A 19,588-nucleotide genomic window follows, 5' to 3' on the forward strand; every position below is an offset into this window, starting at 1 on the left:
TTTAACTCCTTGTATTTAAATATTCTCTTGTAGCCATCTTTTTATTATTTCCTCTTTTTGTTCATCATATTTGAGATAGATTTTTTCGTTTTCTTTTTTACAAAGTGTTACATTTGTTTCAAGTCCTGAATGAGCGAAGAAATTTCTTTTATTAGGCTTTGAATTTGATGGGTCTCTGTCTGGATGTAGTAACAAAAGTAAAGGTTTAAAATTAAAATCTTTTTTATTTTTAACATTATTTCTTATGTTTTCAATCTCTTGTCCAAGCACTGTGGTATTTAATATTAAGTTAAACTTGCCATAAATTTCCTTAAATTTTGTCTTTATTTCATCAATTTCTACTCCATTTAAATTGTTTTTAATACCAAAGTCTTTCATGAGCTTTATTAAGCCCAAATAGAATGAAAAAACAATAAGCGATTTGATGTAATCTGCTTTTTTTAATTTTGGAGACATTGGAAAAACAAATTTATCTTTTAAAACTTGTAAAAAATCCATTAATTCATTCAGCACTTGTTCTTTTTCGTGATATCCAAAATGATATATTGAAAGGGGCGCATTGTTTTTTATTGCAGAAAACAAAATTGAAAATTTCTCAAAAATATCTTGCAAGTTTTTTTTCTTTTGTCTCATCTCTTTTTGTGAAAAAATGCTTCCTGAGAGCTTATTATTGTTAATATCTTCAAATTTTACTGGGGAGTCAAAAAATGCTCTAACAGCTAATTTTTCAAAGTATATATTAAAAGGATTTTTTCTTGCCGTGCCTAAAATAGGGTCTGAAAAAGCAATTTCCATCGTTGGACTTTCTTTCATCAAAATATTGAATAGCTTTACCCAAACATCCATATTTCTTATTGCTTCAATTAGAGCATTTATGTAAACATTATGTCCACTGGAGATGTCAACAATAATTTTCTTAATAGAATCAGATTCTTTCAAGTATCTCTCAATCATGTCACCTAAAATCATCAAAACTATATCCTCATATTCAACATCAAATCTATGCAAGTTTTTAGATGTTTCATATTCTCCTAAAGAGTAAATCACCAAAAATCCATCTGCCTTCTTTGTATGTGGATGTTGTTGAAAAACAAAATAAGGATTTTTAAGGTATTCTTCAGGATTGTCCCATGCATCTTTCAATGCTTTCCAAAAATTCTCTGGACATTTGTTCTTAAAAATTTCATTGTTTATTAGACCTCTGTTAAAAACCAAAGATTGAGGATATAGAAGAATAACTTCTGCTTGCAGACTTTTCGTTTTATAATACTGCTTAATAGCAAATGAAGAAAGAGAAGTTTCATAATCATTACTGTCAATTGAAAACTTAAGATTATCAATAAAATTTTGATCAAGTCTTCCAATTTGATAAATCAAAACTTTATCCATTCATTACCTCCAATACTGCCCAGCCGAAAGGTCCAAGCGTGCTATTACCTTTTGGGTCAGTAGAGGCAAGCCATAGGGTTGTAGGAGCGGTTTTTTCCTCAGAGCCTCTATTTGTTCTTACTCTTATCTTTCTGTATCCTTCAATGGTTACTGCTTCAGCTCCTGAGTGTTTACCAAGTCTTATAAGATATGCATTCTTTTCAAGCATTGCCTTTATTTTATCAAAGTAATCAACTGTCTGTCCCTTATATCGTAAAAACTTAGCTTCTTGCTCAAGTAAAGGCAGATAAAAGCTATTAAGAGTTTTTAGAAAATAATTTGGAATAGGATTTAAAATTCCTGCTCCCCTCTGTGGAATTTCAAGCTTTAATGTGCCTTTGAATATTGAGCCGGGCACTAATACTTCAAGCATTTGATGCAGTCCTCTTTTCTGAGCTGCTGACTCTCTGTTTGAAACTTCTCTTTTTCTATTAACCGCGTAAAGCACGGATTTTTTTACATTGCTTTCAGGGATAAAATCTGATATTTTCAGCATTCTGAATGGGTCTGAAGCCATCTTTTCCCGTCCATGTTTTCTTCCAAGAAGTTCTGTCTCAAGCTCTTCGGAGGATTTTGGAAAATGAGATATCTTTTTTTGTTTAGCAAGCCAATTTAAATAGGCTGTTCTTATAGAGCCCTTGATGGAAGAACCGGGAATGTAAGGGGTTTTATTGTTTGGATTGAAAGCTGTTTTACTAATCTCAAATTTGCTTATTTCGTTTTTTGCTCTGTTGTCAAAAAGAGGTAATCCAACAATCTCAAGATATCTTGAAACAAGAGCCTGAGGAATTGGGATTTCATAGCCTTTAAATTTGTTTTTATATTTCAAATACAGATTTCGCAGCATTTTATAAATTCCAAGAATATCCTCTCTGCCTGCAACCTTTGCCAATGCATCCAGTTCGTCTTTGGAAAGAATATCTGCTAAGCTTAGCTGGTCAAATTCAATCAGCACCTTTCTCTGTTCGTCTATGACAAAACTGAACGGCTCATAAATCTCATCACTCCCAATATGCAAAGGCGTGATAACATGCAGTTTTATATTAATCATCATTACCCTCCAATCTAACAGGAATATACAAGCTATATCCCTGCCCTACAGTATCAGGTTTAGTCTTTGATAGGTCTTTTAATGCGCATCCAACATAAGCTTTCTTGTAAATCTCCTTATCCTTAACTACACAAACAGCTGCCTCATCCGCCATTATTGCAGGATTTTTAAACGGATTGGATGCCCGAGAAAGAATATCTCCATGTTTTCCAAATCTTATGAAGGGATTGAAGTATATTTCTGCAAAGTCTTCCACAGGCACAAAGGGTGAGAGTGTATAAATCGCATTTGGAGAATTACTTCCCAAAGAGGTCAAATCTATCTCCTTTGTCTGAACCACTTTAAATCTTCCCAATCCTACAGTAGCATCTTTTCCAAAACCAAAATAACCGATATTTTCAATGACATTCTTTATTTTCTCAAAATCAACATCTTCCCTCACTCCTACAAATCCAACAAGAAAAAGCTCTGGATGATAAATACTCTGCTCAACTGTGTATGGAGCAAAAGGTGCCTCACCTGTTGTTGACCAAATTCTGTTTATTGTGTTTCTTGGCTGTTCAAAGGATTGAAACAGAGAAAGCTTTTCTATTAGCTCACTATCACTTTTGTAAATTGAGGGATTTTTTAGTGATTCTAATCTCTCTCCATGTTTTAATAACATCCACTTCTTACTTTTAAGCTCTTTTCTCTTTTTTATCCTCTCAAGCCTGTCTTCATTTTCAGAAAAGAGATAATGGACTGGTAAAGAAGGTCTCTTGAAAATGTAGTCATCACCAAGCATAGGGAAGAAAGACGAAACTACAAGAAATGGGTTTCTATCATAATCAGAAAGAAAATCATCAAGAGTCATACCATCGTAGCCACCATATTTTATTTGCCAACAAATACAACCAAAAAAAGTATCTCCCTTAAGCGGTGTTCCAAATCCAGACAATGGTTTTATGCAAACTTCATATACTTTCATAGCCAAATCCTATTCAAAGGGATTTATTTTTGCAAACTCTTCATCATAGGGGTCTCCATTTATCGTCATATTTTCAAACTTTATCCTTCCATAGCCTCTACTTCCATTTCCACCAAGTGTATCATACTCAAGAAGCTTTAACCCTTTAAGTAAAAGATTGAAGAGTTCTTCATTATCTTCTTCAAAGAATCTGAATGTAATCTCAAATTTGAAAATAGCTCCTGCAGGCACTCGTTCAGTATGTCTTGGATTTTCTGCTCCTCCTCGTATTCTATTTACTGCATTTTCAACCTTTACTTCTGTGAAAAGCCAACGGTTTTCTTCTGCCTTTTTCTTCCAATCTTCATCAAGAAAGCAGTCAGCAAAGCTAACTCTTGTTGGTCCTAATGTCAGTCTTTCATCACTTCTTACATCTCCACCAGTTCCAAAAACCTTAAGTATTGCTTCTGCAATTGATTTTTTATTAGCTGGTATTTTTTCCAAGTGCCCTATAGAAAGCACATTCCCTTCTGTAAAACTCATTAATCCGCTTTTTAACTCTATCAGAGAACGCACTTTTCCTTTAATTGATGAGCCGGGAATATATGGCTCATAGGTAAAGGGATGCTTTATCACTGGATTGTCTGTTCCTCCAATTTTCATTTCCATGTTACCAGAGCCAATATGCAGTCCAGTAATCAGCTTGATTTTACCCTCAATTTTTCTTATCTCTTTCAAAGCTCCTATCATTTTATCTCCTCCTTTTTCTCTTCTTGTTTTTTCTCGTATTCATACTTGTAAAATCCCATAAACGACTCAAAGAAGTTTACAAAAACTTTAAAGTCTTTCTTGTCTTTAACAGAATTGATTGAACTTGTCAGAAAATCTTTAAATTTGTCTGAAATCAAATAATTTTTTCCCATGCTTTTTCTTGCCTTTGAATAAGCCACTTTTGCATTGATCATCTTGATAAATGGAAAAAGTTTCTGGAAATCCTCATCGTTCTTTATCATGCTGTCATAACGAAGAACCTCGTCATAGAATTTTCTCAATTGTGTAGGAGCATCTTCACCTGAATTATCATTTGCCACTTCCTGAGCTTTTTGTTGGGCAATGCTTGAAAATAGCTCTGGATTAATCAATTCTTTTTCTTTGTCCAGCCAAAATTTAATATCCATCTTTTACCCCCTTCTATTGTTATAAATTACTTGCCAGAGCGGTATTTTAAATGCTCCAGCATATTTTTCTATCCAATCTGAAAGAGTTGCTATAAAATTCGTCACAGCCTCTTGCCTTTCCTGCCCTTTCAATTTTTTCGCAAAATTTCTTACTGATGTGTAATAAAGCATTGAACGCCATTTAAAGCATTCCATATCCTTTAAAGTGAAACGGGATGCCTCACGCAACTCCTTTTCCCTTTTGCTCATTAAGTTAATTGCATTCATTCTATAAAGCATAGCTGTATTAATTGCCTCCTCTTCTAACCATTCCCAAAGCTTCTGCATAACTTCATTGAGATTGTAAAAGTCCTCCCATGAAACTGTCTCATCAAATATAGTTATTCCATTCTTCTTGAATTTTGATTTTTTTATCGCATCCTCAGAATGTTCAGCAAAAACTTTAACTGGAGTATTTGGTTTGTGAATACTTATACCCGCTGAAATCGTTATATCTGGATTATGACAAACATACTGCTTAAAACTGTTCGCAAGAAATCCTGAAAGCTCTATTATCCTGTTCCACGGACCAATGAGGAAAAGGTCATCACCACCTGCAAAAACAGTATAAATGTTTTTGAACTGCTCATTCGTACTTAAAACATGGGGTAGATAAAGGGCAAAAAAGTTATTCAGTTGTCTGCTTAAAGTTGCAATTCTTGAAATAGTAATCTGCTCATCTTTAAGTCCACAGGCAAATATTGCGCCTAAGTTGTCAACATCAGCCTTTAAAACTCCCAATGCTTCTATGCCTCTCCAGCCATCTTCCTCCTTTTCAATTGCCATTTTAGCAAGATAACTGAAGGTTTTTGGAACTCCGGGCTCAAGATTATCAAAGAGCTCATTTTTTAACTTTTCAGATTTTTTGCCTGCAAGGATACGCTCTACATTTTCCTCACTTAAGTCTTCCTCATCATAAACTGGCACATACCCATTAATAAACTTTACTGAAATTCCGGGATTTTTATTTTTACCGATATACCAAATCCTATAAATTTTCTTATTCTTTGTAAGTTCCTGTATTTTTTCAGCAGAAAAAGTAATTACATATTGCCCAAAAATAGGCTCCAAAGTTCTCTTTTCTTCTGGAATCTGAGCATCAACAGTTGTCACAGCAATTATATCTCTCTTTACAAGTCTTTCACCAATAAATATTTGGTCTCTACATGTTTTACAAATTGGTATTTTTTCATCTTTAAATTCCAAAGAAGCAGGTCTTTTGTCGCAGAAACGACAGATTCCAAGTTCATTGTTGAAAGAATCAAGATAAGTATTAATTACACCTCCATATTTTTTGATATCAAACTTTGAATACCTTTTCTTTTCAAGCTCCTTTGACATTTTATCGTTCAATTGAACAAATTTGCCTTGTACAAAATCATTACATGATGCCCTGACAGTTGCAAAACCTATTGATACAGTTCCATAAAACTTCTCAATTAACCAATCATTAATCTTTTTTTCCACCTCAGATACAGATTCTCTGGTTGCATCAGTATTTGGCAGTATTACAGTAAACTTCCCAGCTGCATTATATATAGAAGAGATGAAAGGCACTCCTACTTTTCTACACAGCATATCAGATGCGAGTTCTATTATTAGAGATACGTAAAACGAACGACCACGCAAAATCTTGGCGGATGCCTGAGATGTGCTTCCTCCTGAGGAAAAAATAAAGTCTTGTATGCCATAGAAATCACCGGTGACAAGCAGAAACTTCTCTTTCTCATAATCCTTTATCTCATTTTTAACCATTGTATTAGTATCTGCATGATATTTATAAAGAGCTGTTGCAAGGGCAGAAGTCACTCGCATATGGTCATATAGAGATATATCTGGAAGTTCATCCCTAAGAGTTGAACTTGGAACATGACTGAGATAATACATACAAAGACTGTCAAAATGTTCAAACCAAAGGGGAAGTTTATCCTTGTGCTTCAATGATCTGAAGTCATTTATAAAATCATCAAAAAGCTTTTTATAGTCATTTTCTGAAAAGTTTTCACTTGGAAATATGTTCTCAGGTGAAATCTTTTTAAGAGCATATCTAAACTTATACTCATCAATACTTTTTTTCCATTTTTTGCTTAAACTAATACTTTCAAATATAGGCACAAGCCTAACCTGTCTGTAGTCTCTTTCTTCCTCATCAATATTCTCAAGCTTAGTTCTGTCAAAACCACTGCTTACTCTGTCTGCTACTGTAATAATCCAGTGGAAAGGGCTTTCTGGCTTGTGGTGTTTTGCTGCTATGTTGATAAATGATTCCTCATCAGAAGTATGTTTGATAAGCTCAGACGGAAGATATTCGGCAAATTTTTCAATGAAATAAGCAGTAAAAAGAGCATGTGCATGGGTAAATCTGTTTTCATATTTTTTGAAGGGTTGATACAGCATTTGGTTATTCCTTATGTAAACATCATCAACCTCAAATCCGCTTCCCTCTCCCTGTCTTGAACGAGCCCTTTCTGCAAATTTACCAATGTCATGCATATAGCCAGCTAAGGCTATTTTATAAAGAAGCGTATCCATTCGCTCCCTCCTGAAATTAAATTATTTTTTCCTTCTCAAGCCTAAGACCATACCTTGTACCACCGTATTTTTTCACAGAGCTAATTATGTAAAATGGAAGCAAGGTTTCATCATCAAGCTCCTCTTTAATTGCTTTGTTTATCTTGCTTATGTTTTGCCTGACAACTTCAAAAGTAAGACCATCTTTCCAACGACTCAGAAATTCTTCTGCTTTTAAAGGCTTGCCTTCATAAATTTCAGCATACCACTTTGCCATCTCCTCAGCAGTTGCTCTGCTTGTTAAATCCTGAATTGTAAGCCAGCAGTCTGTGCAGTCAAAACAATATGGTCTTTCAGGGTGCTTGCAGTTTTTTTTCTTTGCCTGAAGAATTGCATTGTAAATCAAAATCTGCGTTGGTATCATATCAATAGCAATTTCACCTATGTAGATAGCTCTTTCTTTTAGATTAATTAAAAGCTCTTTCTGAATAGTAGATGTATCTATCTCCCTCTGTCCCTCCCTTACTAAATCACTAAAGTTATTACTTTTAAGAGATAACTTGTCTCTTAATCTGATAAACGGAAGCTCAATAAGTTCAATCTCTGCCTTATCAGTGCTTAATTTCTTCACTGTTCCATCTGGTAGCCTGCAATTGATTATCTGCTGCTCTTTTGGTTTATAGAAAAAATCTGGATTTGACTCAAACTCAGGAGTAACCAGCACATGAAATAACTTATCCCAAGGTCTTCCGAAAAGCTGAAGAGCAGAGCCCATGTAAAAACTCATTGTTTTCCTTCCTCCTGCAAGTGAACATAAAAGTCTGCAAGAGATATCTTGAGCTTTTTCCCTGATAAAAGAAGTAATCAAATCGCCTAAGGCTTCGCTGTCCTCGCTATTTCTAATATCATCAAGTTCCTCGCCATTTTTGTTTTTTACAACAATAAAGGACTCTTCATTAAAAGGTATGGGAGGCAGGGAATATTCATCTTGAAGCTTTTTGAGTATATCTCTTTGGAAAAGGGTTTGCTCTATAAGTCTTTTGCCTATTCGTGTGGTAATAACATATAATTCATCTGGATAAATTGGTGGATTTTGCATAGCAAGAGCATAAAGGGTTTCAGTAATAATCTGAGGTGTTGCTCCAGCAACAAATATAAGAGTATTTTTTAATCCTTCGGACATTTTAGGAAAGTTGTTAAAATTTATCACATTTCCTCTCCTAAATTCAATTGTCTAAGTAAATAATAAAACTAATCTAAATTAGCAAGCAACAAAAGAAACGTTTCAGAAATGTTTCTTTTCGTGACTGTATTCTCACTAACATGAAAAAATAAATTATGAGTAAAACATTTTACATAATTGCATATGATATTTCTGATCATCAACGTCTTGCAAAGGTGAGCAACTTTCTTAAAGGCTATCGCATAGGAGGACAGAAGTCTGTGTATGAATGCTTTCTCACGGAAGGAGAGCTCAAGTTTGTTACATCAAAGCTAAGAAGACTAATTCATCCAGGCTTTGACAGGATTCACGTTTTTGTTATGGACAAAAGATTAAAACCCCACACACTTGGTTTAGCTCTTCCTCCCAAATTGCCTAACTATTTTTATATTGGCTAGGGAGGCAACACTTATGGGTACACTTTATATTGCAAAACGAGGATATCACATTAAACTTGATGGAAATGCAATGGCTTTTTATCTAAATGGCAAAAGAGATGGCATTATTCCGATAGAGCCCCTTGAAAGAGTAGTGTTCATTGGCAGTATGACAATTGATACAAATGTTTTAAAAAGACTTACAAAGGCCGGTGCAACATGTATATTCCTTTCAGGCAAAAGAATGAAATTCTGGGGAAGGCTCACTGGCACATTGCACAATAACGCGATGCTTAGAATAAAGCAATATGAAAAATTACAAAGCAGTTTTGCCATAGAGCTTTCACAATGGCTTGTTAAAAGAAAAATATCTTCTCAGATTGAGTTTATCCAAAATATTACTACTCAAAGAAATGACATTTCCTTTTTTGGAGAAAGAGCCATACAGACACTTAAAAAATGTTTAGAAACAGTTGAAAAAATGGATAACATTCAGGCATTAAATGGATTAGAAGGTTCTGCTTCCAATGTTTATTTTGAGTTTTACAAAAAACTCTTTGCTGAGTCTCTGAAATTTAAAAAGAGAACCAGAAGACCACCACGGGATCCTGTAAATTCAATGCTTTCTCTTGTCTATACAATGCTTCATAATGAAGTTTTACGAGAGATTGAAATAATTGGACTTGACCCATTCATAGGATTTTATCATCAGTTTGACTATGGCAGAGAATCTCTTGCTTGCGATTTTATTGAACTTTACAGATGCGAGGCAGACTTATTCGTTTATAGAGTATTTGCTGAGCAAATATTGAGAAGTAAAAATTTCTCAGTCACTCAGGAAGGATGCTATCTAAAAAAAGAAAGCCGTCAGACTTTCTTTGAACTATATGAGCAATGGATTGAGCCCTTGAGAGAAAAAATAAAGGATGAAATAAGAAACTTTGCAAGGATTATAAATGAAGGGAAGAACTCTTTATCTAAACTCATTGGACAAAGCATTAACAGTTGAGATTGATGGAGACTCTCTGTCTTACATTGAAAAGCGGGATGGAAATATGTGTGCAATTTACATACCACTGCGACAGATAAGCAGAGCTGTAATATTTGGAAATATGGACATTCCGACAGATTTGCTTGCAAAATTTTCAGAATTTGACATTCCTGTGTTAATAATCACAGAAAAACAAAACAAACCAATCATATCAATCTCAATGAATTACACTCATATGCATGACAATAATAAATTGATGAATATAATTGGCGACAAAAAAAAAGCATTAGCAAAGTTGTTTTTCTATTACCGAAAACTCTATCAGCATATGACTTTAAAAATTATTAATAAAGGACTGAAATTAAATCTTAATGAAATAGAAGACAAAACATACAGAGAACTTATCTCTCAAGCTACTGAGAAGAATCAATCTCAATGGGAAACAATACGAACACTTATTCACTCTTTGTTTTTTGGCTACTGTATTGACGTATCTATAAAATATCTAAAAATAAATCCCCATCAAGGAATAATCAATCAAATGAAAAGCTTTGGATTTGTAAAAGATATGCTTTTCTCTTTAACTGGAGAGATAGACTATCAGAGCATTTTATTTTTTAACACAACAAAAATATCTGCTCTAAGAACCGATGAGGAAAAACTTTTTAGCACACCAAACATTCTCAAGATAATTTCAATTTTTGAAGAACGAATTTTTTTTAGTGTCAATTTTGTTAGGGAGCTAAAAAATAAAATTGTAGAGATAGAGAGAGATAAAGATGCCAGATAAATATCTTGTATGTTACGACATAGCAGACGAAAGAAGACTTAACAGAATATACAGGTACACAAAGCAGTTTGGAATACATCTTCAGTACTCAGTTTTTGTGTGTAGTTTTACAGAAAAGGAACTTGAAAAATACAAAAAAACACTGCTAACAATAATTAATGTTAATGAAGATGATGTAAGAATATATCCATTGCCTGAAAATCCAAAAATTTACACACTTGGACAGGCTCAGTTAATTCCTGATGGAGTTGTACCCTAAAATAGAAATAGAAATCTACTAAAATAGAGAGGCTCCTTTGTGTATAATAGTTTATATGGAAACAACAAAATCACCCATTGGGTGAACTATTATACACAAGGAGCTTAAGATATGATAAAACAAACTCTGCTTAATTTCAAGTTTAAAAGAACAGATGAAAAGTTAACTCCCCATGCAGGAGCTACTCTTTTTACAGAATTCATGTTGGCTTTTGGAGTTAAAAAGCTTATTCAGAGGATAATGCCATCTCCGGGTTCAAACAGAGGATATGATGCTTGGCAATATATTCATCCCATCGTTCTTATGTTACTTGCAGGAGGAAGACACATAGATGATTTAAGAGAAATTGCTGAAGATAAAGCTTTAAGGGAGAGCACTGGCATGGGAAAAGTCCCATCAAGCTCTGCAGTAGGTGACTGGATAAGAAGAAGTGGCAATGGCGAAGGCATAGTTAAATTGAAAACAGTTATAGATGAAGCAAACAGGAAAGCATTGCAAATACATGAAGCGAAAGAATATACTCTTTGGTCAGACCCTACAATAATAGAGACTGAAAAGTATGATGCAAAGATGACCTATAAAGGGGTGAAGGGGTACAAACCTATAGTTACCGCATTTAAGGAGTTGCCCATTATCGTTTATCATGAGTTTAGGCATGGGAATGTAGCGGGAGTTCCACTTCAAGCACTTTCACATGCATATGAACTGTTGCCTGAAGGAAAAAGGATAAAGCATGCCTGTCTTGACAGTGAGTTTTACACAGCAGAAGTAATAAATTTTCTCAGAAGCAAAGGCACAACATTCAGTATAGTAGCAGATAAGACAGGGGCAGTGATGGATGCTATAAAGAGAATAAAGCATTGGAGAGAATTGAGGACAGAGGAAGGGATACTTACAAACAGGCAGATAGGGGAGACAGTGCATGTTATGAAGGGCACAGAGGCATTCAGGCTGGTTGTGCAGAGGTGGAAGAAAGAGCAGATAGATTTATTTGATAGCGAGCCTTATTGTTACCATGTGATAGCAACTGACAGAGAAAGTTCAGCAGAAGAAGTTGTATGGGAGTATAACAAGCGGGGGCAGATGGAGAATATCATTAAGGAATTAAAGAACGGGATAGGGATGGAGAGTTTACCCAGCGGAGAATTTGGGGGAAATGCGATGTGGTTTTGTCTTGGAGTGCTTGCATATAATGTTTTTGTTTTGAAGAGGGAGCTTATTTTACCGCAAGAGTATAAGAACAAGACTATAAGCACAATAAGGTGGTTTTTTATAGAGATAGCAGGGAAAATGGTAAAACATGGCAGAAGGTTATGGCTTCATGTATCAACCACAGTTGAGAAATTTAATCTTCTACTTCATATAAGAAAAAAAATAATGGCATTTGTATAAGAAGAGTATTTGCAAGATAAAATGATAAAAAAATAGAGCAATAAAAAACAAACACGGGTGAATATTGTCTAAAAAGGCAAGTTTGAGGTTAATTAATAGGTGAAAATTATAAAAAAGAGAGAAAAAAATAGGGAAAATTATTACGAAAGGGAAGAAATAGGAGGACATAGAGGATAATTTTAATAAAAAATTGTCCTGAAAAGGGTCAAAATAAATCTGTCAGTTTTCTATCTCTATTTTTGGGTTGTAATAAAAATTTGACATCAACTATGAAATTTTGCTATATTTTTAAAAATTTTGTTCTTTGACAAGGAGATTTTTAATTATTAAATTGCCTTGTAAGCATTGAAATTTCAGGTGGAATAGATGACTTTGTCAAGAGAAGAAACATTTCAGAAACGTTTCATACGTTTTGTTTCGAACTCTGAAAAGTTGGACTAACTGCCCTTGTAACTTATTGAAAAATTGGGAAAAAATGAGGGTGCAGGTCCGAACCTTGACCCCATCTAAAGGGGATTGCGACGGTTCTCTCGATTTGGATTGTTTTTCTTTCTTCCATTCCATCCAGTCCGAACCTTGACCCCATCTAAAGGGGATTGCGACGATTATTGTTGGTTCCATTTATACCTCCTTAGTTTGTCCGAACCTTGACCCCATCTAAAGGGGATTGCGACTCCTCTTTGCCGCCTCAATGGCGGCAAAGAGGAACTCGGGAGGTCCGAACCTTGACCCCATCTAAAGGGGATTGCGACGACAGAGGCTCTCCGTTTCTGCCAGCGATGATTGTGGCGGGTCCGAACCTTGACCCCATCTAAAGGGGATTGCGACGGGGAGGGGAAACATCCCACTCCCCTTCTGCAAACCTTGTCCGAACCTTGACCCCATCTAAAGGGGATTGCGACACAATCCTGGCAGTAGGTCTTGCCATCCACCTCGTAAATGGTCCGAACCTTGACCCTATCTAAAGGGGATTGCGACGCTATTCTTTCTCCATCCTCTCTTTCTACTTCGACTGTCCGAACCTTGACCCCATCTAAAGGGGATTGCGACGATTGCAAGGTTTCTTTCGATGTCGATGTCCTCAATCGTCCGAACCTTGACCCCATCTAAAGGGGATTGCGATTTAAGCGTGGATGTTCTTCGCCATCTGTCTCAAACCATGTCCGAAATCTTTTCTTCAATAATTCTCTGCGATTGGATTATTTTCAATGTTCTCCCAAAATAGCCAAAGAAATACGTCACTAAGAGACTCCCTGTTGCAATCAATAGCGTGGCAATTTCAGAGATTGCTTCGGCATCCTGACGGATGCCTCGCAATGATGGAGTAGTGTGTCACTGTAAGCCTTCAATTATCATCACTGTGAGCCCTCTGTTGCGAGCGATAGCGTGGCAATCCGCAACATCGTCACTGCGAGCCTTAGATTTTTTTGTCACTGCGAGCCTCAGAAGAAGGCGAAGCAGTCTCTAATTAGTGACTGGTGAATGGTAGGTGGTGCATTTACTCCTGAAGCAGTTTCGTCTCTTTTGGGATAAATTACAAAAGCTAAATTTTTATTGATTTTTCAATAAATTTCAGTTATAATCTTTTATGCAAAATGAAGAAAAAGAGCTTCAAAATCCCCATGATACATTTTTCAAGCACATATTTAGTGACCCAAACAAAGTAAAAGCTTTACTGAGCATTCTATTTCCACAATTATTTGAGCATTTCACAGTCAACACAATACAGCATCAGCCTACAGAGGCATTTTCAGTTGAAGACAAGCAAAGACTCTTCTTTGATGTACCAGTTGACTGCACCCTACAGCAGAATCCTCTTAAGTTTTACTTTATCTTTGAGCACAAATCATATCCAGACAAAAGAGTAATTCTTCAATTTCTGCGGTACATATTAAGTGTTTGGGAGAAGGACCTAAAAGAGGGGAGAGAGCTGACAGCGGTGATTCCAGTTCTTTTTTACAATGGGAAAGCCCAATGGAGCATTCCAACTGATACAGCTCAGTATTTTAGGCAACTGCCTGAAGAAATAAAGCAGTATCTGCTAAGGCTACAGTATTTGTTTTTTGATATAAGAATGATTGATGATGAAATGACAAGGCAGAAGATAAGGCAACAGCAAATACTGATGTATGAGCTTGAGCTAATGAAACTTTTTGCAACAGAAGCGGAAAAAGAGGAAGTGCTTAATACATTGATTGAGTATTGGGAGATATTGAGAGAAAATTTAAGAGACAGGGCATCTTTAATACTGAATTTGAAAATGGTTATAATTTATATACAGCAGACATTTAAGATAGAGAGTAAAGAGATAAAGGAGAAGATAGAGGGAAAGGAGGTGCAAGAGATGAAAACATTAGTTGACGAGCTTATAGAGGAGGGGTTTGAAAAAGGTGTAGAAAAAGGTATAGAGAAGGGTTTACTAATTGATGCTCAAGAGATGGTTCTTTCTGCCATAGAGGCAAAACTTGACTGGATACCAGAGGGAGTTGAGGAGAAAGTAAAAAGTATTAATGATGTATCCTATTTAAGAGCTTTGCATAAGAGAATAATAAAGTCGCATGATGTGATTGAGCTTCTTAAGCAAGAGGGATTGACATAAAAAGTTAATTTTTGCTATATTGATTAAACTTTGTTCTTTGAAAAGGAGATTTTTATAAAATCTTTTTTAACCTGTTGTTGCGAGCCGAACGCTTGGCAATCTGCCCCTATTTAACTGCGGGAGTACAAAATGGCTCGGCAGTCTGACCCAAAGCCTCATTGCCAAGGAAATAAAGAGCATTGCAAATTATCCCAGTGCGTCATTGCGAGGGCACGAAGTGCCCGAAGCAATCTCTTTAAAAACATGGTCAAAATAAATGACTAAAATTGTCCCTAAAATTCATCGCAATGACAGGATGACTTAGTCAAGAGAAGAAACATTTCAGAAACGTTTCATACGTTTTGTTTCAAAAGTGGAAAAGTTGGACTAAACGCCCTTGTAACTTATTGAAAAATTTGAGAAAAAAGAGGGTGCAGGGGTCCGAACCTTGACCCCATCTAAAGGGGATTGCGACCTCAGCCGAGCTTCGGGGTCGTTAAAACGAATTAGTCCGAACCTTGACCCCATCTAAAGGGGATTGCGACTTGAGTTGTCCCCAACTTACCCCCCGTGCACTTGTCCGTCCGAACCTTGACCCCATCTAAAGGGGATTGCGACAGCAACTCTTGAGAGAGTTGCTAGGTTCTTTTCAAGGTCCGAACCTTGACCCCATCTAAAGGGGATTGCGACTGAGGAAGAGTTAGAATTCTAACTCTCCCTCTAACTCGGGTCCGAACCTTGACCCCATCTAAAGGGGATTGCGACTTTAAGAAGGCATAATGCTTTCCTAAACTTGCTCTAGCCGGTCCGAACCTTGACCCCATCTAAAGGGGATTGCGACTAACCCAACTGTGAATGTGTCCCACACACCTGGGGGGTCCGAACCTTGACCCCATCTAAAGGGGATTGCGACGGTTCTGAAAAAACTAAAATACATTTTTTACCAAGGTCCGAACCTTGACCCCATCTAAAGGGGATTGCGACATAATAACGTCACATACCCGAGCTTGCTTCTCATCGTCCGAACCTTGACCCCATCTAAAGGGGATTGCGACGTAAGGGAGTTACCTCCCTTACCTCTCTTTTTTATGCTATAAGTCCGAACCTTGACCCCATCTAAAGGGGATTGCGACTTATTCATTTTACCCACCTCACCTCCTTTCCTTTTTTAGGTCCGAACCTTGACCCCATCTAAAGGGGATTGCGACGACAGTGATAACACAATGCTTTCCTCTTTGCCGCCTCAGGTCCGAACCTTGACCCCATCTAAAGGGGATTGCGACTTCTTTTCTAGAAATAGTAGATATCCTCCTCGACAAGGAACTGAGGTCCGAACCTTGACCCCATCTAAAGGGGATTGCGACTTTCAGGATTGCAAAGAGTGCAATTCCAGTCGCAGGTCCGAACCTTGACCCCATCTAAAGGGGATTGCGACTGAGTAATTAGACATTCATACGCCATCGACACACAATCATCAACAGGTCCGAACCTTGACCCCATCTAAAGGGGATTGCGACGGCTCCCTGCAATGATAACAGAGAGCCTTATCTTTAGCAGCCGTCCGAATCTTGACCCCATCTAAAGGGGATTGCGACGGATCGCATTTCTCGCAATCCCAAGAGGGATTGCAAGAAAGTCCGAACCTTGACCCCATCTAAAGGGGATTGCGATTTAAGCGTGGATGTTCTTCGCCATCTGTCTTAAACCATGTCCGAAATCTTTTCTTCAATAATTCTCTGCGATTGGATTATTTTCAATGTTCTCCCAAAATAGCCAAAGAAATACGTCACTAAGAGACTCCCTGTTACAATCAATAGCGTGGCAATTTCAGAGATTGCTTCGGCATCCTGACGGATGCCTCGCAATGATGGAGTAGTGTGTGACTGTAAGCCTTCAATTATCATCACTGTGAGCCCCCTGTTGCGAGCGATAGCGTGGCAATCCGCAACATCGTCACTGCGAGCCTTAGATTTTTTTGTCACTGCGAGCCTCAGAAGAAGGCGAAGCAGTCTCTAATTAGTGACTGGTGAATGGTAGGTGGTGCATTTACTCCTGAAGCAGTTTCGTCTCTTTTGGGATAAATTACAAAAGCTAAATTTTTATTGATTTTTCAATAAATTTCAGTTATAATCTTTTATGCAAAATGAAGAAAAAGAGCTTCAAAATCCCCATGATACATTTTTCAAGCACATATTTAGTGACCCAAACAAAGTAAAAGCTTTACTGAGCATTCTATTTCCACAATTATTTGAGCATTTCACAGTCAACACAATACAGCATCAGCCTACAGAGGCATTTTCAGTTGAAGACAAGCAAAGACTCTTCTTTGATGTAGCAGTTGACTGCACCCTACAGCAGAATCCTCTTAAGTTTTACTTTATCTTTGAGCACAAATCATATCCAGACAAAAGAGTAATTCTTCAATTTCTGCGGTACATATTAAGTGTTTGGGAGAAGGACCTAAAAGAGGGGAGAGAGCTGACAGCGGTGATTCCAGTTCTTTTTTACAATGGGAAAGCCCAATGGAGCATTCCAACTGATACAGCTCAGTATTTTAGGCAACTGCCTGAAGAAATAAAGCAGTATCTGCTAAGGCTACAGTATTTGTTTTTTGATATAAGAATGATTGATGATGAAATGACAAGGCAGAAGATAAGGCAACAGCAAATACTGATGTATGAGCTTGAGCTAATGAAACTTTTTGCAACAGAAGCGGAAAAAGAGGAAGTGCTTAATACATTGATTGAGTATTGGGAGATATTGAGAGAAAATTTAAGAGACAGGGCATCTTTAATACTGAATTTGAAAATGGTTATAATTTATATACAGCAGACATTTAAGATAGAGAGTAAAGAGATAAAGGAGAAGATAGAGGGAAAGGAGGTGCAAGAGATGAAAACATTAGTTGATGAGCTTATAGAGGAGGGGTTTGAAAAAGGTGTAGAAAAAGGTATAGAGAAGGGTTTACTAATTGATGCTCAAGAGATGGTTCTTTCTGCCATAGAGGCAAAACTCGACTGGATACCAGAGGGAGTTGAGGAGAAAGTAAAAAGTATTAATGATGTATCCTATTTAAGAGCTTTGCTCAAGAGAATAATAAAGTCGCATGATGTGATAGGGCTTCTTAAGCAAGAGGGATTGATGTAAAATTTTAACCTTTGTTACATTTTTCTGTTCTTTGACAAGTAAGGTTTGAGGTGTTTGGACAAATCGTATGAGATAGAGATAAGAGGGTTTGAGATAGAGGAGGGAGAAAATAAAGATTATGAGCAAACTTAATGAGGAACAGAAGGAGATATTGAGAATATCGGGAGTTGCTGAGAAGTTATTCAGAACTTACGAAATTGCAAGAGAAATTTGTAGGCTAATCTAAAAATTGTAGCTCATTGATTTTAAAATTTTTTACTCATAATTTGATTAAGTTGGGAGAAATTGTCCCTTTATTGCTCGCAAATAGTATATCGCAGTGGCGAGTTTCTATCTATTTATAGAATATCCTTCTCATAAATGCGAAGGGTTTTGTATCTTTTGGCATTGACTATCTGGGTTAGATTGATTGTGTCGTAATTGTCCTCAAGAATCCATGAAAATTCTATTTTCTTAAATCCATGCTTTGTAACACCTTTGAATACTTCTCTTAACATTATGGATTCAACACCTTTAAGCCTGAAATCTTTTTTAACTCCAAAAAGCAAGAGTCTGATAGACTTGATTTTTTTTCTCCAGTAAAGAGCCTTTAAAATGTTTATTGGTGTTAGCCTGCCATGAATTCTTCTTAAAACTTCATTGAAATCTGGTATTGCTCCAAAAAAACCAACAGGCTTAGAATCTTTTTCAGCCACAATAACCAATTCTTCAAGGGCAATGGGTTTTAACTTTTCAGCCATATAGTCAACTTCTTCCTTTGTTATTGGGATAAATCCCCAATTTTCTCTCCATGCCTCATTATAAACTTCCATGAATGCATAAAGCTCTTCCTTAAGATTTTTAATTTTTATAGTTCTTGCCTTAATACCTTGCTTTTCAGCAAATCGGGCAATTCTTTCAATTTTATGGGGAAGCTCTGAGGGAATATCAGCTATAAAGCAATACAGGTCCTTTGCCTTTTTCATTTCATAGGATTCTGCAAGCTCATTGTAATAGGGTGGATTGTAAGGTATCATAATCATGGATGGAGTCTCAAAGCCTTCATATAAAAATCCACATTCCTCGTTTGTTGAAAGATTCATTGGTCCACGCATTATTTTAAGCCCTTCTGCTTTTAGATAGTTCTCTGCAGTATTAAAAAGAGCTTGGGCAACTTCTTTGTCATTTATACATTCAAAAAGCCCAAAAAAACCAGCCTCTTCTTTATGAAATTCAATGTGAGCATAATTTACAATGCCTGCAATTCTGCCTACGGGTTTGCCATTTTTTAAGGCTATAAAAAATTTTGCCTTTGCCCTTTTGAAAAATGGATTTTTTGGAGTTAGATGCTCCACCATATCTTTTATTAGTGGTGGAGCATAAAGAGGATCGTTTTTATGCAATGTTATTGGTAGATAAACAAAATCCTTTAAACCTTTTTTGTCAATAACTTCTTTAATTTCTATTGACATTCGTATTTGCCCAAAATAGATACTAAAAGCATTGATAATAATTTTTTCATAGAATGATGAGATTGCTTCGTCGCTATCGCTCCTCGCAATGACAGGTAAAGGGCTATCGCTCCTCGCAATGACAGGTAAAGGGCTATCGCTCCTTGCAATGACAGGGGAAAAAGTTTTGCTACTTGAAATGACAGACGAATAAGTTTTGACCCTTGCAATGACAAAAAATCGTTTTCA

Annotated in this window: 15 protein-coding genes and 2 CRISPR repeat arrays; of the genes, 7 read left to right on the plus strand and 8 right to left on the minus strand. The window is 36.4% G+C overall.

Annotated features, from left to right (window positions below; all coding sequences use genetic code 11):
* Positions 1–15 precede the first annotated feature (15 nt).
* The 7 genes from csx1 to csm6 are packed head-to-tail and all read right to left on the minus strand — an operon-like array spanning position 16 to position 8,363.
* The gene (gene csx1 / locus ACYQ3P_RS08495) at positions 16–1,389 is read right to left on the minus strand and encodes a CRISPR-associated CARF protein Csx1 (protein ID WP_460177472.1); all 1,374 of its coding nucleotides are present in this window, start codon (positions 1,387–1,389) and stop codon (positions 16–18) included.
* Positions 1,382–2,482 (minus strand): type III-A CRISPR-associated RAMP protein Csm5, encoded by a 1,101-nt coding sequence (gene csm5, locus ACYQ3P_RS08500; protein ID WP_460177473.1) that lies wholly within the window; start codon positions 2,480–2,482, stop codon positions 1,382–1,384. The genes csx1 and csm5 overlap by 8 nt, the downstream gene beginning before the upstream one ends.
* Positions 2,472–3,446, minus strand: a complete 975-nt coding sequence (gene csm4 / locus ACYQ3P_RS08505; RefSeq protein ID WP_460177474.1) for a type III-A CRISPR-associated RAMP protein Csm4 — start codon at positions 3,444–3,446, stop codon at positions 2,472–2,474. The genes csm5 and csm4 overlap by 11 nt, the downstream gene beginning before the upstream one ends.
* 9 nt (positions 3,447–3,455) lie before the next feature.
* Positions 3,456–4,175 carry a type III-A CRISPR-associated RAMP protein Csm3 gene (csm3, locus tag ACYQ3P_RS08510; protein WP_460177475.1) on the minus strand — a complete coding sequence of 240 codons (720 nt, stop codon included), beginning with the start codon at positions 4,173–4,175 and terminating at the stop codon, positions 3,456–3,458.
* Positions 4,172–4,603, minus strand: a complete 432-nt coding sequence (csm2, locus tag ACYQ3P_RS08515) for a type III-A CRISPR-associated protein Csm2 (protein ID WP_460177476.1) — start codon at positions 4,601–4,603, stop codon at positions 4,172–4,174. Before csm2 ends, csm3 begins: the two co-directional genes overlap by 4 nt.
* 3 nt (positions 4,604–4,606) lie before the next feature.
* Entirely contained in the window at positions 4,607–7,174 is a 2,568-nt protein-coding gene (gene cas10 / locus ACYQ3P_RS08520) for a type III-A CRISPR-associated protein Cas10/Csm1 (RefSeq protein ID WP_460177477.1), read from the minus strand.
* A gap of 16 nt (positions 7,175–7,190) precedes the next feature.
* Positions 7,191–8,363 (minus strand): CRISPR-associated ring nuclease Csm6, encoded by a 1,173-nt coding sequence (gene csm6, locus ACYQ3P_RS08525; protein ID WP_460177478.1) that lies wholly within the window; start codon positions 8,361–8,363, stop codon positions 7,191–7,193.
* 128 nt (positions 8,364–8,491) lie between these two features.
* On the opposite strand from csm6, the gene cas2 (ACYQ3P_RS08530) reads away from it, so the two are divergent.
* The 7 genes from cas2 (ACYQ3P_RS08530) to ACYQ3P_RS08560 all read left to right on the plus strand — a co-directional run bounded on the left by cas2 (ACYQ3P_RS08530) (position 8,492) and on the right by ACYQ3P_RS08560 (position 17,909).
* Positions 8,492–8,773, plus strand: coding sequence for a CRISPR-associated endonuclease Cas2 (cas2, locus tag ACYQ3P_RS08530; RefSeq protein WP_460177479.1), 282 nt, complete (start codon positions 8,492–8,494; stop codon positions 8,771–8,773).
* Between the two features lie 13 nt (positions 8,774–8,786).
* Positions 8,787–9,761 carry a CRISPR-associated endonuclease Cas1 gene (cas1, locus tag ACYQ3P_RS08535; RefSeq protein WP_460177480.1) on the plus strand — a complete coding sequence of 325 codons (975 nt, stop codon included), beginning with the start codon at positions 8,787–8,789 and terminating at the stop codon, positions 9,759–9,761.
* Entirely contained in the window at positions 9,709–10,533 is an 825-nt protein-coding gene (locus ACYQ3P_RS08540) for a hypothetical protein (protein ID WP_460177481.1), read from the plus strand. The genes cas1 and ACYQ3P_RS08540 overlap by 53 nt, the downstream gene beginning before the upstream one ends.
* Complete coding sequence (gene cas2, locus ACYQ3P_RS08545; protein ID WP_460177482.1) at positions 10,523–10,792, plus strand: CRISPR-associated endonuclease Cas2; 270 nt, start codon at positions 10,523–10,525, stop codon at positions 10,790–10,792. Before ACYQ3P_RS08540 ends, cas2 (ACYQ3P_RS08545) begins: the two co-directional genes overlap by 11 nt.
* Before the next feature lie 111 nt (positions 10,793–10,903).
* Positions 10,904–12,184: an IS1380 family transposase gene (locus ACYQ3P_RS08550; protein WP_460177406.1), complete on the plus strand. Its 1,281-nt coding sequence runs from the start codon at positions 10,904–10,906 to the stop codon at positions 12,182–12,184.
* A gap of 487 nt (positions 12,185–12,671) precedes the next feature.
* Positions 12,672–13,307: direct repeats of the CRISPR family, unit length 36 nt; unit sequence GTCCGAACCTTGACCCCATCTAAAGGGGATTGCGAC.
* Between the two features lie 465 nt (positions 13,308–13,772).
* A complete protein-coding gene (locus ACYQ3P_RS08555) occupies positions 13,773–14,783 on the plus strand; it encodes an Rpn family recombination-promoting nuclease/putative transposase (RefSeq protein WP_460177483.1) in 1,011 nt (336 codons plus the stop codon).
* A 418-nt stretch (positions 14,784–15,201) separates the two neighbouring features.
* Positions 15,202–16,433: a CRISPR direct-repeat array (repeat unit 36 nt; unit sequence GTCCGAACCTTGACCCCATCTAAAGGGGATTGCGAC).
* A gap of 465 nt (positions 16,434–16,898) precedes the next feature.
* The gene (locus tag ACYQ3P_RS08560; RefSeq protein WP_460177484.1) at positions 16,899–17,909 is read left to right on the plus strand and encodes an Rpn family recombination-promoting nuclease/putative transposase; all 1,011 of its coding nucleotides are present in this window, start codon (positions 16,899–16,901) and stop codon (positions 17,907–17,909) included.
* Positions 17,910–18,247: 338 nt separating this feature from the next.
* Here the strand turns inward: ACYQ3P_RS08560 and ACYQ3P_RS08565 are convergent, their stop codons facing one another.
* A complete protein-coding gene (locus ACYQ3P_RS08565) occupies positions 18,248–19,360 on the minus strand; it encodes an N-acetyltransferase (RefSeq protein ID WP_460177485.1) in 1,113 nt (370 codons plus the stop codon).
* Positions 19,361–19,588: the final 228 nt, after the last annotated feature.

This window comes from Thermodesulfovibrio hydrogeniphilus (genome assembly GCF_054657355.1).

Coding starts and splice junctions, on each gene's coding strand:
- csx1 (WP_460177472.1), bottom strand. CDS start 1,389: ATGGATAAAGTTTTGATTTATCAAATTGGAAGACTTGATCAAAATTTT.
- csm5 (WP_460177473.1), bottom strand. CDS start 2,482: ATGATGATTAATATAAAACTGCATGTTATCACGCCTTTGCATATTGGG.
- csm4 (WP_460177474.1), bottom strand. CDS start 3,446: ATGAAAGTATATGAAGTTTGCATAAAACCATTGTCTGGATTTGGAACA.
- csm3 (WP_460177475.1), bottom strand. CDS start 4,175: ATGATAGGAGCTTTGAAAGAGATAAGAAAAATTGAGGGTAAAATCAAG.
- csm2 (WP_460177476.1), bottom strand. CDS start 4,603: ATGGATATTAAATTTTGGCTGGACAAAGAAAAAGAATTGATTAATCCA.
- cas10 (WP_460177477.1), bottom strand. CDS start 7,174: ATGGATACGCTTCTTTATAAAATAGCCTTAGCTGGCTATATGCATGAC.
- cas2 (WP_460177479.1), top strand. CDS start 8,492: ATGAGTAAAACATTTTACATAATTGCATATGATATTTCTGATCATCAA.
- cas1 (WP_460177480.1), top strand. CDS start 8,787: ATGGGTACACTTTATATTGCAAAACGAGGATATCACATTAAACTTGAT.
- ACYQ3P_RS08540 (WP_460177481.1), top strand. CDS start 9,709: ATGAAGGGAAGAACTCTTTATCTAAACTCATTGGACAAAGCATTAACA.
- cas2 (WP_460177482.1), top strand. CDS start 10,523: ATGCCAGATAAATATCTTGTATGTTACGACATAGCAGACGAAAGAAGA.
- ACYQ3P_RS08550 (WP_460177406.1), top strand. CDS start 10,904: ATGATAAAACAAACTCTGCTTAATTTCAAGTTTAAAAGAACAGATGAA.
- ACYQ3P_RS08555 (WP_460177483.1), top strand. CDS start 13,773: ATGCAAAATGAAGAAAAAGAGCTTCAAAATCCCCATGATACATTTTTC.
- ACYQ3P_RS08560 (WP_460177484.1), top strand. CDS start 16,899: ATGCAAAATGAAGAAAAAGAGCTTCAAAATCCCCATGATACATTTTTC.
- ACYQ3P_RS08565 (WP_460177485.1), bottom strand. CDS start 19,360: ATGTCAATAGAAATTAAAGAAGTTATTGACAAAAAAGGTTTAAAGGAT.